This is a genomic window from Nocardioides sp. zg-1308, assembly GCF_013155375.1.
GTDB lineage: Bacteria > Actinomycetota > Actinomycetes > Propionibacteriales > Nocardioidaceae > Nocardioides > Nocardioides renjunii.
This window is the reverse complement of record NZ_JABJQY010000001.1, coordinates 176,557-188,632: the sequence shown is the minus strand read 5'-3', so window position 1 is coordinate 188,632 and position 12,076 is coordinate 176,557. Positions and strand designations below refer to the sequence as shown.

Genomic DNA, 12,076 nt, shown 5'->3' with positions numbered 1-12,076 from the left:
CGATCAGTGCGCGACGACGCCCTCGGGGCCGTCGGTCGCCAGCTCCTCGTGCTTGACGTCGAGGAAGATCCAGATCACCGCGGAGGCGGCCAGCATCAGGATGGAGCCGACCAGGAACGCGTTGGTCGAGCCCTCGGTGAAGATCTGCTGCTGCGCGACCTGCTGGAAGCGCTCGAGCTGCTCCGGCGAGAGCTGCGGGCCGCCCGCCGCCGCGGCGGCGAACTCCTTGCCCCGGTCGGTGAAGGTCTGCGTCGCGACCGTCGCCAGGACGGCGAGGCCCAGCGCTCCGCCGACCTGCTGTGCGGTGTTGAGCACGCCGGACCCGATGCCGGACTCCTCCGGACGGAGGTGGTGGACGGCCGTCAGGGTGACGGGCACGAACGTCAGGCCCATGCCGAACGCCATCAGGATGATGAACGGCATGATGTCGGAGACGTAGCTGCCGGTGAGGTCGCTGGGCGGGAACGTCGTGTCGTAGGGCAGCGTCGAGAAGCCGTAGAGCGCGCCGGCGGCGATCAGGGTGCCGACACCGGCGATGTAGCGCGGGTTGATGCGGTTGACCAGGTTGGACGCCATCCCCGCGCCGACGACGATGCCGACCGTGAAGGGGAGGAACGCGACGCCGGCCTTGAGCGGGCTGTAGCCCATGACGTTCTGGATGTACTGGCTGAGGAAGTAGAACATCGCGAACATCGCCGCCGGGGCGAGGAACATCGCCACGAAGCTCGACGCCCGCGTGCGGTTGGTGAAGATGCGGAAGGGCAGCAGCGGGTGGGCGACCCGGCTCTCGACGAAGCCGAAGACGACCAGCAGCGCAGCACCGACGGCCAGGCTGGCGATGGTCCAGGTGTCGGACCAGCCCTCCGTGCCGGCACGGGACAGGCCGTAGACGACACCGAGCAGGCCGAGGGTGCCGGTCACGGCGCCGGGCAGGTCGAGCTCACCGGGGTGCGACTCGGACTCGTTGAGGAAGCGGGGCGCCAGCAGCGCGGCGACCACGCCGATGGGCACGTTGATGAGGAAGGTGAGGCGCCAGCCGTCGATGACGACGCCGAAGATCTCCGGCGACGTGCCGGTGAGCCAGCCACCGAGGATCAGGCCGACGGCGGCACCGGCGCCCGACATGGCGGCGTAGACCGCGAAGGCCCGGTTGCGCGCCGGACCGGCGGGGAAGGTCGTGGTGATGAGCGCCAGGGCGGCCGGCGAGGCGAGCGCAGCGCCGAGGCCCTGGAGGCCGCGGGCCGCGAGCAGCAGCGGCTCGTTGGTGGCGAGGCCGCCGAGGAGCGAGGCGACGGCGAACACGACGAGGCCGATGATGAAGATGCGGCGGCGACCGTAGAGGTCGGCCAGGCGTCCGCCGAGCAGCAGCAGGCTGCCGAAGGCCAGGGCGTATCCCGTGACGATCCAGGGCAGGTTGGCGTTGCTGATCTCGAGGTCGACCTGGATGTAGGGCAGGGCGATGTTGGCGATGCTCGCGTCGAGCACGACCATCAGCTGCGCGATCGAGATCAGGACGAGGGCCCAGGTCAGGTTGAGCTCACGCTGGGGTGGTGTCACCGCCCCGGGCGGCGGGGTGGTGCTGGTGGTGTCGGTCATGGGATTCCTTCGGCAGGGTTCAGGGACGAGTGGAGCAGACGGGTACGACAGTGGGTCAGGTGACGGCCGGCCGGGCCGGGCCGTGGAGGGCGGCGGGGAGGATGACCTCGTCGAGCACGCGACCGACCAGCTCGGGGGTCACGGCCTCGCCGAGGAGGAAGGCGCGGTGCAGGACGATCCCGGCGAGCGCCGGTGCGACGATCGCGAGGTCGGCGTCGGGGTGGACCTCGCCCCGCTCGCGGGCCCGCTCGTAGATGCAGCGCGAGGCCTCCATCTTGGGGCCGATGAAGTCGCGCCGGTAGACCTCGGCGAACTCAGGGTCGCGGCCCATGGCGGTGACGACCGCGGAGAGCACCGACTGCGCCTGCGGGTCGGAGATGCCGCCGTTGCCGCAGTAGGCGGCGAGGAGGTCCCCGCGCAGGCTGCCGGTGTCGGGCACGCTCGCGGTGGCGCTGTGGTGGCACATGACGGCGGCCACGACGAGCTCGGGCTTGCCCCGCCACCGTCGGTAGAGCGTGGCCTTCGACGCCTTCGCGCGGGTGGCGACGGCGTCCATCGTGAGCAGGTCGTAGCCGACCTCGGCGAGCACCTCGAGGGTGGCTGCCAGGATCTCCTGCTCGCGCTCGCCCTCCACGCGGGGGCGGGTGCCGGTCTCGATGGGGGTCATGCGGCCTTCCTGGTCGGAGACGTGACGGTCGTCACGATGAAACGGAACGGTTTCGTTTCCTCCAACAGCACCGTAGGCAGATCCATTCCGATGGAACAACTGCGTTTCATCCGGTCCAGACCACCTGGGTGCGCCGAGCTGCCGTGTCGCCGGCGGGAGGGTGTCGGTGAGCAGCGGCAGAATGGGTCCCATGAGCGCGACCGACCAGCCCGACCTCGCCCGCGACGACGTCGCCGACGCCGCCGCTGTCACCGCGGCCCCGCCGGAGGCGCGCGAGCGTCACCGTGAGCTGAGCGAGCAGGTCGAGGACGCCCGCTGGCGCTACTACGTGCTCGACACGCCGACCCTGTCCGACGCCGACTTCGACACGCGCCTGCGCGAGCTCGAGGCGCTCGAGGACGACTACCCCGAGCTCCGCACCCCCGACTCCCCGACGCAGAAGGTCGGCGGCGCGGTGTCGACGGAGTTCACCGCCGTCGACCACCTGCAGCGGATGGAGAGCCTCGACAACGCCTTCTCCTACGACGAGCTCGAGGGGTGGTACGCCCGGTTGGCCCGCGAGGGCCTCGAGACGCCCGACCTGCTGTGCGAGCTCAAGGTCGACGGCCTCGCCATCAACCTGCTCTACGAGCGCGGCCGGCTGGTGCGCGGGCTGACCCGTGGCGACGGCCGCACCGGCGAGGACGTCACGCCCAACGTCAAGACCATCGACTCGGTGCCGCACCGGCTGACCGGCACCGACGAGTTCCCGGTGCCCGAGCTGCTCGAGGTCCGCGGCGAGGTGTTCCTGCCCGTCGAGGCGTTCGAGCGGCTCAACGTGACCATGACGGAGGCCGGTCGGCCCGCCTTCGCCAACCCCCGCAACGCCGCGGCCGGCTCCCTGCGCCAGAAGGACCCGCGGGTCACCGCGAGCCGCGACCTCGGCATGGTGTGCCACGGCATCGGCGAGCGCCGGGGCTTCGAGCCGAAGGCCCAGTCCCACGCCTACGAGGCGCTCGCGACCTGGGGCCTGCCGACCTCCGGCCAGGTGCGCGTGGTGGGCACGCTCACCGAGGTGGAGGCCTACATCGAGAACGCCGGCGAGCACCGGCACTCGATCGTCCCCTACGAGATCGACGGCGTCGTGGTGAAGGTCGACGACGTGTCCCTGCAGCGCCGGATGGGCTCGACGTCGCGGGCGCCGCGGTGGGCCATCGCGTTCAAGTACCCGCCCGAGGAGGTCAACGCCCGCCTCCTCGCCATCGAGGTGCAGGTCGGCCGCACCGGCCGGGTCTCGCCGTTCGGGCGGATGGAGCCCACCCGGGTGGCCGGCTCGACGGTGGAGAAGGCCACGCTCCACAACGCCCACGAGGTACGCCGCAAGGACGTGCGCCCCGGCGACACCGTCATCCTGCGCAAGGCCGGCGACGTCATCCCGGAGATCGTCGGTCCCGTCCTGGCGCTGCGCCCCGAGGGGCTGGCCGAGTGGGTGATGCCCACGGAGTGCCCCGCCTGCGGCACCACGCTGGCCCAGCAGAAGGAGGGCGACCGCGACCTCCGCTGCCTCAACCACGAGGCCTGTCCCGCGCAGGTGCGCGAGCGGGTCTTCCACGTCGCGGGTCGCGGCGCCTTCGACATCGAGGGCCTCGGCTACGAGGCGGCGTCCGCGCTGCTGGCCTCGGGCGCCATCACCAACGAGGGCGACGTGTTCGACCTCGACGAGGCCCGCCTGCTGACGACCCCGCTGTTCACCCGGGCGCCCAAGAAGGGCGAGGAGGGCACGCACGTGTCCCCGGACGGGTCACGGGCGCTCACCGCCAACGGTCAGAAGCTGCTCGCCATCCTCGACAAGGCGACGGGCGCAGCGCTGTGGCGCGTGCTGGTCGCGCTGTCCATCCGGCACGTCGGCCCCACGGCCGCCCGGGCGCTGGCCCAGGAGTTCGGCTCGTGGCAGGCGATCGCGGCGGCCACCGAGGAGGAGCTCGCCGCCACCGAGGGCGTCGGGCCCACCATCGCCGCGGCGGTCGTCGAGTGGCGCGAGGTGCCGTGGCACCAGGAGATCGTGGCCAAGTGGTCGGGCCACCTGCCGCTGGCCGACGAGCGCGACGAGTCCGTGCCGCGCACCCTCGAGGGGCTCACGATCGTCGCGACCGGGTCCCTCCAGGGCTACACCCGCGACTCGGTCAAGGAGGCGATCATCACCCGCGGCGGCAAGGCGGCCGGATCGGTGTCGAAGAAGACCGACTACGTCGTCGTGGGCGAGAACGCCGGGTCCAAGGCCGAGAAGGCCGAGCAGCTCGGGGTGCCGGTCCTCGACGAGGAGCAGTTCACCTGGCTGCTGGAGCAGGGGCCCGCCGGCCTGTCCTGAGCCCGGGTGGGTGGCGGCCGGGGTCCGGGTGGCGCAGGATGCGGAGTGGAGCACCTGAACGACACACCTTGGGAGTCAGCATGCGTCTCGTCCGTCCACTCGTCCCCGTCCTGGTCGCGGCCGCCGGCCTCGCCGCGCCGCTCGCGCTCGTCCCGGCGGCGGACGCCGCCGCCGAGACGTGCGCCGGCATCAGGGCCACGATCGTCGGCAACGACAAGGCGAACACCCTCACCGGCACCCCCCGCCGCGACGTGATCGACGGCCGCGGGGGCAACGACACCATCCGAGGCGTCGCGGGCAACGACGTGATCTGCGGCGGCGACGGGGCCGACTCGATCCTGGGCGGCGAGGGCAACGACCGCATCCTCGGCGAGAGCGACCTGCTCCGCGTCGACCAGTTCGGCCGGGTCGTGAAGCAGGGCGACACCGTCGCCGGCGGCCCGGGCGACGACGCCATCGACCTCGGCTACGACTCCCGACCGGCGGGCGAGGGCACCCGGGTGGTGCTCGACGGACTGTCCTACGCCAACGCGCCGGCGCCGGTCGTGGTCGACTTCCGCGCCGGCTCCACGGTGCCGATCGCCGCGGAGGGCAACGACGCCGTCACCGGCTACGACGCCGGCATCCGGATCGTCGCCACGCCGTTCGCCGACACGATCAAGGGCACCAACTCCGACGACGCGGTCCTCGCCCGTGGCGGCGACGACACCGTCTTCGGGCGGGGCGGCGACGACATGATCGCCGCCGACGCCCCTGGCACGGTGGGCAACGACCGCATCTTCGGGGAGGCCGGTGACGACGACCTCAGCGGCACCGTCGGCATCGACACCTTCATCGGCGGGAGCGGCAGCGACACGTTGTCCTCCACCTCCGAGAGCCACCAGTCCTTCCGCGGCGGGAGCGGCGTCGACACCGTCACCTTCCCGATCCCGGTCGAGTCCGGCTTCGTGGCCAAGGGCCACGGCGGCCAGGACAAGCTGAGGCTGCTGCCCAGCTCCAACCCGGCGCTCAAGCCGACGGTCCGGATCGACCAGCAGAGGAAGAGCACGATCCGCGACCTCCTCCCGTTCACGCTCGAGGGCAGGATCACCGGCTTCAGCGACGTGGTGCTGCCCGCCCGGGCGCTGTCGATCTTCAAGGGCAGCAACGAGTCGGAGGTCGTCACCGCGCACCCCGACTACCGGGTCAAGGTCTACGGCCGCGGCGGCGCCGACGTGCTGACGGGCTCCGACGAGCCCGACCGGCTCGACGGCGGCAAGGGCTTCGACATCGCCCGGGGCCGCGGCGGCAACGACACCTGCAAGGCCGCGGAGAAGCGCTCGAGCTGCTGAGCCGACGCGCTAGCGCGTCCCTTCCCCCACCGCAGCGCGGAGGTGCACGATGCCAGCATGTCGCGCACCGGCAGGCTGCTCGTGCTCACGGCGGCCTGGGCCCTGCCGGTCGCGTGGGTGCTGACCGCGCTCCTCGCCGGTCCGTCCGACGGCACCACCTTGACGTCGTCGGTGTCGCCCCCGACCCCGGCCGGGGACCGGGGCGGGTCGGTGCGGGTCGCGCAGGCGTACGGCGACACGCCCCTGCTGCCGGGCGACGAGGTGCTGGCGGTGGAGGGCCGCACGCTCTCCGAGTGGGCCGCGGGCACCTCGCCCGAGCGGACGGTCGGCGACGTGGTCCGCTACGAGGTGCGCCGATCGGGTGAGGCGCTCGACCGCATCCAGCAGGTGGAGGTGACCCTGGTCCGCTACCCGCTCGGCGCGGCGGTGGGCGCCGAGCCCGCGGTGCCGCTCCTCGCGGCACTGCTCCTGCTGGTCGGGTCCGCGGTCTACTGGAGCAGGTCGCAGGCCACGTCCGCGCGGGCGTTCCTGGTGGCGGCGGCGCTCCTCCCGGCGACGATGACGTCCGCCCCCTTCGGCACGTCCGTCATCGACCTGGCCGGCAGCCGCGGGACCTGGCCGCAGGTCGTCGGCGAGGGCCTCGCCGCGCTCGGACTGGGCGCGCTGGTGGTGGCCGTGGCCGCGCTCGTGCCGTCCGCCCGACGCGGGTGGCTGGTCCCCGTCGCCGTCCTGGTCCCTGCCACGGCCTACGCCGTGTGGCTGACGTACGCGCTGGGCCGGTCCGAGGAGCCGGTGCTGCGGGTGCAGGCGTTGTCCACGGTGGTGACCCCGGCCCTGTGGCTCGCCGTGCCCACCTTGGTGGTCGTGGCCGCCCTCGGCCACGCGGGCGCCGAGCGACGCGAGGACGTCCTCGCGACGCGCCTGGTGCTGCTCGGGCTCGCCGCCGGGGTGGGGGCGTGGGTGCTGCTGGGCGAGGTGCCGGCCTGGGTGACTGGGCGGGCGCCCCTGCCTCCCGACGTGCTGGCCGCAGCGTCGGCGGGTGTGGTGCTGGGGTGCCTGGCGGCCGCTGCGGCGCACTACCGGCTGGACGAGATCGAGCCCCGGGTGCGCCGCGGCCTCGTGCAGGCGCTGGTGCTGGTGGTGGTCAGCGGCGCGTTCGTCGTCCTGGCCCGCGCCGTGGACGCGGCCGCGGACATCTCCGTGGGCTCCATGCTGGTGGGGGGCCTGCTCGCGCTGCTCCTGCTCCCCGTCGCCGTGGCCGTCCAGCGGCTGGTGCGGCGCGTCGCCTACGGTGACCGCGAGTTCCCGCACCGGGTCGTCTCGGACCTCCGGCGCCTGGACGCGGTGACGGCCCCGGAGGACGCGCTCGGGGAGGTCCTGGAGCTGCTGGCGCGGCGCCTGCACCTGTCGTACGCGGCCGTCGAGGTGTTCGCGACGCCGTCGTCCGAGGCGATCTCCGCCTCCATCGGTGCGGCCGGCGGGACCCCGGCCACGGTCGACCTCGCGGTGGGCGGGACGACCCTCGGCCGGCTGGCGGTCGAGGTGGACGTCGGCCACGACCCGTTCGGCCCCGGCGACCGACGCCTCCTGGAGGACGTCGGCGCGCAGGTGGGCGCGCTGGTGCAGGCCGTCCGGGCCAACCGCGACCTGCAGCTGTCACGCCAGCGCCTCATCGGCGCGCGGGAGGAGGAGCGGCGACGGCTCCGCCGCGACCTGCACGACGGCCTCGGGCCGTCGTTGGCCACCATGGCGATGCGGCTGGAGTCCGCGGGCGACCTCATCCACGCCGACCCCGGCCAGGCCGCCGACCTGGTGGCGCGGCTCTCGGACCAGGCGCGCGAGGACATCAGCGAGGTACGGCGCCTCGTGGAGGGGCTCCGACCGCCCGCCCTCGACCAGCTCGGGCTGGTCTCCGCGCTGCGACACCTCGCGGCCGAGCACAGCGCGGGCGTCGGTGCCGTGGGCGTCCCGTGGACCGTGTCCGCCGACGACGACCTCGAGCCCCTGCCCGCGGCCGTGGAGGTGGCGGCGTACCGCATCGTGCTGGAGGCGGTGACCAACGTGCAGCGCCACAGCCGCGCCGACCGGTGCGAGGTGCGGCTCACCCGCGACGACGCCGCGCTGCACCTCGAGGTGGCCGACACGGGCGGGGGACTGGCTCCCGACCGCCGCGCGGGTGTAGGCCTGTCCTCGATGCGTGAGCGGGCCGAGGAGCTCGGTGGCTCGTTCGAGGTGGCGCCGCGCCCGGGCGGCGGCACCGTCGTCCGGGCGCGGCTGCCGCTCGCCGACGACTGAGGACCCGCACGAGGACGAGGAGGCGACGCGATGGACACGCACAGGGTGCTGATCGCCGACGACCACGAGGAGTTCCGGCACGGGCTGGAGGCACTGCTGGCCGCCACGCCCGCGGTGGAGGTGGTCGGCACGGCCGCCGACGGCGCCCTCGCGGTCGCGATGGCCCTCGACCTGCAGCCCGACGTCGTCCTCATGGACCTGCACATGCCCCGGCTCAACGGGATCGACGCAACCGTCCAGATCGTCCGGTCCTCGCCCCACATCGGGGTGCTGGTGCTGACGATGATGGAGGACGAGGAGTCGGTGTTCGCGGCGGTCCGCGCGGGCGCCCGCGGCTACCTCCTCAAGGGAGCCCGCCGCCAGGAGATCACCCGCGCCGTCCAGGCGGTGGGCGCGGGCGAGGTGATCTTCGGGCCGGGGATCGCGGACCGCGTGATGACCTACTTCGCCGGGGCACGGAGCCGGCCGAGCGCCGACGCCTTCCCCGAGCTCACCGAGCGCGAGCGGGTCGTGCTGGGGCTGATCGCCGAGGGCAAGGAGAACGGCGAGATCGCACGGCAGCTCGACCTGTCGGTCAAGACGGTGCGCAACCACGCGAGCAACATCTTCGCCAAGCTGCAGGTCGCCCATCGCGCCCAGGCCATCGTCAAGGCACGCGACGCCGGGATGGGCTGACCCCGCCCGGACGTGGGCCCTGCCCGCCCGGTCAGCCGGAGCCGTCGCGGCACCCGCCCTGCAGGCGGGCATCGTCGCGCGCGTCCGCGCCCACCGCCCGGGCCTGGACGGGATCGGGGTAGACGACGTCGGCGCCGAACTCGACGGCGAACTCACCCGTGATGATGCACGCCGAGGTGCGCGCGGGGTCGACCGTGGTCAGCGCCTGCACCAGGCGGTAGACCTCGGAGGGGGAGAGGTCGGTCTGCAGCCCCGACATCGCGGCCAGGGCGGCCTGCTCCATGAAGCCCTCCTCGTCCTCGGCGGCCCGCAGGCGCGCCAGCACGCCGAGCAGCAGCCGCTGGTGGTTGGCGGCGCGGTCGAAGTCGCTGGCGGGGAGCCCCTCGCGGGTCGTGACGTAGTCGAGCGCCTGCTCGGCGTCGAAGGTGTTGGGGCCGCGACGGACGTCGACGCCGCCCTCCTCGGTGGTGAAGGCGAAGGGCGACTCGACCGTCACGTCGCCGACCGCGCGCATCATGGTGCGGAACCCGTCGAACCCGGTCACGAGGACCACCTCGGGCGTGATGCCGAGCAGGTCCTCGACCTCCTGCGCCGCCCCCTCGGGGCCACCCTCCTGCAGGGCGGTGCTGATCCGCGCGCGACCGGAGGGCAGCTCGACGTAGAGGTCGCGGGGGAGCCCGATGGCCACCGCGTGGCCGGTCTTCCAGCGGACCCCGATGAGCTGGATGGCGTCGGTCCGGCCGGTCATCACGTCCTCGCCCGGGGCGGCCTCCGACCCGAGGGCGAGGACCCAGAGGACCCCCTCGCCGGCATCGACCGCCTTGGCGGTGCCGATGGTCGTCAGGCTGATCGTGGTCGGCTGCACCGACGCGGCCGGTACGACGAGGGCGACGGCCGCGAGGACCGCGAGCCGGGTGAGGAGCCGGACGAGGCGCGTCATGGCGCGGACTCCGTCTCGACGGACTGCCCGGCGCCGTCGTCGAACCTGACGTCGTAGCCGAAGATCGACCAGGTGCCACTGTCGGCGTCGAGCAGGAACCGGCCGTCGAGGACGAGCGGGCGGGTGCGGCCGTCCTCCATCGTGGCCTCGAAGGCAAAGTGGACGGTCGCCGTGCCGCCGTGGACCTCGCCGGACCGGGTGAGGAAGGAGAGCCGGGCGTCGAGCTCGGTGGCGCGCACGTCCGTGGCGTCCTGCACCTTCGTCGCCGTCAGCCGCCTGATGTCGCCGGCGGCGGAGCGGGCCGCGCCACTGGTGAACGCCTCGAACGAGCCGACGAACTCCTGACGGGGGAAGTCGCCGAGGAACGCCTTCACGACGTAGGTGGACAGCACGTCGCCGACGGCCCCCTCGAGCTCCGCGCGGGTGGCCTCGTCGAGGCGCTCGGCGCCGGCGACGGTCTGCACGCGGAGGGCGGCGGACTCGGCGCCGGGCGTCTCGCGGTCCTCCGGCACGTCGCGCGGCGAGCACCCTGCCGCCAGGCAGGCGATCGCCACGACGACGCCGACCCGCAGGGTGCGGGCCGGGCGGAGTCGGAGGTGGCCCATGGCGTTCATCATGACCGACGCGCCCGCCTGCTGCCTCAACTCGCCGGGACCGTGTTGGCGAGCGGGAGGTCGAAGTCCGCGACGTTGTCCCGCGCCGGGTGGCGCTCACCGACCGGTCCGCGCGCGAACTCCCGCACGAGCGTGCCGGTCACGGTCTGCGTGAAGCGCCGCGTGGCCGCGCCGAGCGGACGCTCGCACCGGTCGACCATGGCGCACCCCCACCGGAGGGTCCCGGCGCTGAACACGCCTGCACCTGAGGGCGCCGTGTAGTAGACCGACTGGGCGGAGGTGGCGACGCCCCGGCACGCGTACGGCGAGTGGCTCAGCACCTGCATCGGTCGCGGGAGGCGCTCGTCGGGGTAGACCCGGTCCGCCTCGCCGCCGACGAGGCCCGCCACGCGGTCGCCGCGGCGCACGCCGGTGCCGCGGAACCCCCACCACCCCGGGCTCGCCACGACGTAGTCGGTGTCGACGGGGTAGCACTCGTACTGCATGCCGACGAGGTCGTGCTCGGGCCGGGGGACCGGCGGGTCGCGGAACCGGGCGGTGGTGTCCTCGGACCCCGTCGGCCGCACCGGGTCGGCGTGCGCGTCGTGCCGGTAGCCGACCATCACCCGGGCCGGGACCGACCCGCGGGCGAGCAGGCGCACCCGCCAGTACATGGTGTTGGCGCCGAGGAAGGCGAGGTTGGTGCCGGCGGCCCGGGCATCGAGGACGACGTCGCGCATGGTGGTGGTCCAGTACTCGTCGTGGCCCATCGAGACGTACCCCCGGGCCCCCTGCAGCGCCCGGGGCGTCGTGTGCAGGTCGACGTTGGTGAAGTAGGACAGGGGCACGCCGGTCGCCTCGGCGCGGACGACGACCGGGATCGCGGCCAGGCGGTAGTCGTTGACGCTGCCCATGCCCTGGTAGGGGCGGTCGAAGCTGACCGCGTGGCTGCGGGTGTCGCCGTTCGCGCCCGTGTAGAGGCTGTAGCCGCCCCAGGTGTTGTAGGCCTGCCACGTGGTCACCGGCGCGACGAGGGCGACGGTGCCCGCCGCCGACGGCGACGTCACGACGTAGGGCACCTGCGTCTCCCAGCCGGTGTCGGTGCGGAGCCGGAAGACGTGGAGGCCGGGCACCCAGGTGGTCGTGTCGACGGTGAGGTCGCGCGTCCACGGCGCCACCACGGTGCGGGTCGAGGCCGGGGCGAAGCGGGGTGCCGGCTGGAGGCGGCCGACCCGGAAGCCCGACTCCCAGACGAACGCGCTCGTGCCGCCGGCGTACGACCCCATGCGCCACGCCGACACCTCGTAGCCGCCCTCGGTGGTCGACACCTTCAGGCCCACGAGCGTGCCCGGCACGCCGCCGGCGTGCGTGGTGTAGGCCGCCACCTCGCCGTGCTCGGCGGGCCGGCGCATCCGCCAGCCCTCCGAACCCCGTGGCTGCGGGGGAGCGGTCCGCGGCTCCTGCGCCTCGACCCGCGGGGACGCCCCGCCGGTGGCGGACGGCTGCCCCCCGCCGACCGCCACCGACCCCCGTCCGGCCTCGCAGCCCGCCAGCCCCGCCAGCCCCACCAGCAGGCAGGCGAGCACCGCTGCCGGCCCCGCTCCCGTCGTCCCTCGTGCCCTCATGGCGCAG

General features: G+C 73.8%; 9 protein-coding genes. 4 read left to right on the top strand and 5 right to left on the bottom strand.

Annotated features, from left to right (window positions below):
• Nucleotides 1–3: 3 nt before the first annotated feature.
• Nucleotides 4–1,596, bottom strand: a complete 1,593-nt coding sequence (locus HN031_RS00915; RefSeq protein ID WP_172265011.1) for an MFS transporter — start codon at nt 1,594–1,596, stop codon at nt 4–6.
• 55 nt (nt 1,597–1,651) lie between these two features.
• Nucleotides 1,652–2,263: a TetR/AcrR family transcriptional regulator gene (locus HN031_RS00910; protein WP_172265008.1), complete on the bottom strand. Its 612-nt coding sequence runs from the start codon at nt 2,261–2,263 to the stop codon at nt 1,652–1,654.
• Between the two features lie 190 nt (nt 2,264–2,453).
• Here HN031_RS00910 and ligA point away from each other — a divergent pair, with 190 nt between their 5' ends.
• The 4 genes from ligA (at nt 2,454) to HN031_RS00890 (ending at nt 8,911) form a co-directional block, all read left to right on the top strand.
• Nucleotides 2,454–4,610 carry an NAD-dependent DNA ligase LigA gene (gene ligA / locus HN031_RS00905; RefSeq protein ID WP_172265005.1) on the top strand — a complete coding sequence of 719 codons (2,157 nt, stop codon included), beginning with the start codon at nt 2,454–2,456 and terminating at the stop codon, nt 4,608–4,610.
• 80 nt (nt 4,611–4,690) lie between these two features.
• Nucleotides 4,691–5,941 (top strand): calcium-binding protein, encoded by a 1,251-nt coding sequence (locus HN031_RS00900; protein ID WP_172265002.1) that lies wholly within the window; start codon nt 4,691–4,693, stop codon nt 5,939–5,941.
• A gap of 57 nt (nt 5,942–5,998) precedes the next feature.
• Nucleotides 5,999–8,236: a sensor histidine kinase gene (locus tag HN031_RS00895; protein ID WP_172264999.1), complete on the top strand. Its 2,238-nt coding sequence runs from the start codon at nt 5,999–6,001 to the stop codon at nt 8,234–8,236.
• A gap of 30 nt (nt 8,237–8,266) precedes the next feature.
• On the top strand, nt 8,267–8,911 hold the full coding sequence (locus HN031_RS00890) for a response regulator transcription factor (protein ID WP_172264996.1): 645 nt from the start codon (nt 8,267–8,269) through the stop codon (nt 8,909–8,911).
• Nucleotides 8,912–8,942: 31 nt separating this feature from the next.
• On the opposite strand, the gene HN031_RS00885 is transcribed toward HN031_RS00890, so the two are convergent.
• Genes HN031_RS00885 through HN031_RS00875 form a run of 3 tightly spaced genes read right to left on the bottom strand, consistent with a single transcriptional unit; the run spans nt 8,943 to nt 12,069 of the window.
• Nucleotides 8,943–9,851 carry an LCP family protein gene (locus HN031_RS00885; RefSeq protein WP_172264993.1) on the bottom strand — a complete coding sequence of 303 codons (909 nt, stop codon included), beginning with the start codon at nt 9,849–9,851 and terminating at the stop codon, nt 8,943–8,945.
• Nucleotides 9,848–10,456 (bottom strand): hypothetical protein, encoded by a 609-nt coding sequence (locus HN031_RS00880; RefSeq protein WP_172264990.1) that lies wholly within the window; start codon nt 10,454–10,456, stop codon nt 9,848–9,850. The genes HN031_RS00885 and HN031_RS00880 overlap by 4 nt, the downstream gene beginning before the upstream one ends.
• Nucleotides 10,457–10,491: 35 nt before the next feature.
• Nucleotides 10,492–12,069, bottom strand: a complete 1,578-nt coding sequence (locus HN031_RS00875; protein ID WP_172264987.1) for a N,N-dimethylformamidase beta subunit family domain-containing protein — start codon at nt 12,067–12,069, stop codon at nt 10,492–10,494.
• Nucleotides 12,070–12,076: the final 7 nt, after the last annotated feature.

What these genes read in the sequence shown, in the direction of transcription:
- HN031_RS00895 (WP_172264999.1), top strand. Translation starts at nt 5,999, where the DNA reads ATGTCGCGCACCGGCAGGCTGCTCGTGCTCACGGCGGCCTGGGCCCTG.
- ligA (WP_172265005.1), top strand. Translation starts at nt 2,454, where the DNA reads ATGAGCGCGACCGACCAGCCCGACCTCGCCCGCGACGACGTCGCCGAC.
- HN031_RS00910 (WP_172265008.1), bottom strand. Translation starts at nt 2,263, where the DNA reads ATGACCCCCATCGAGACCGGCACCCGCCCCCGCGTGGAGGGCGAGCGC.
- HN031_RS00890 (WP_172264996.1), top strand. Translation starts at nt 8,267, where the DNA reads ATGGACACGCACAGGGTGCTGATCGCCGACGACCACGAGGAGTTCCGG.
- HN031_RS00875 (WP_172264987.1), bottom strand. Translation starts at nt 12,069, where the DNA reads ATGAGGGCACGAGGGACGACGGGAGCGGGGCCGGCAGCGGTGCTCGCC.
- HN031_RS00880 (WP_172264990.1), bottom strand. Translation starts at nt 10,456, where the DNA reads ATGGGCCACCTCCGACTCCGCCCGGCCCGCACCCTGCGGGTCGGCGTC.
- HN031_RS00915 (WP_172265011.1), bottom strand. Translation starts at nt 1,596, where the DNA reads ATGACCGACACCACCAGCACCACCCCGCCGCCCGGGGCGGTGACACCA.
- HN031_RS00900 (WP_172265002.1), top strand. Translation starts at nt 4,691, where the DNA reads ATGCGTCTCGTCCGTCCACTCGTCCCCGTCCTGGTCGCGGCCGCCGGC.
- HN031_RS00885 (WP_172264993.1), bottom strand. Translation starts at nt 9,851, where the DNA reads ATGACGCGCCTCGTCCGGCTCCTCACCCGGCTCGCGGTCCTCGCGGCC.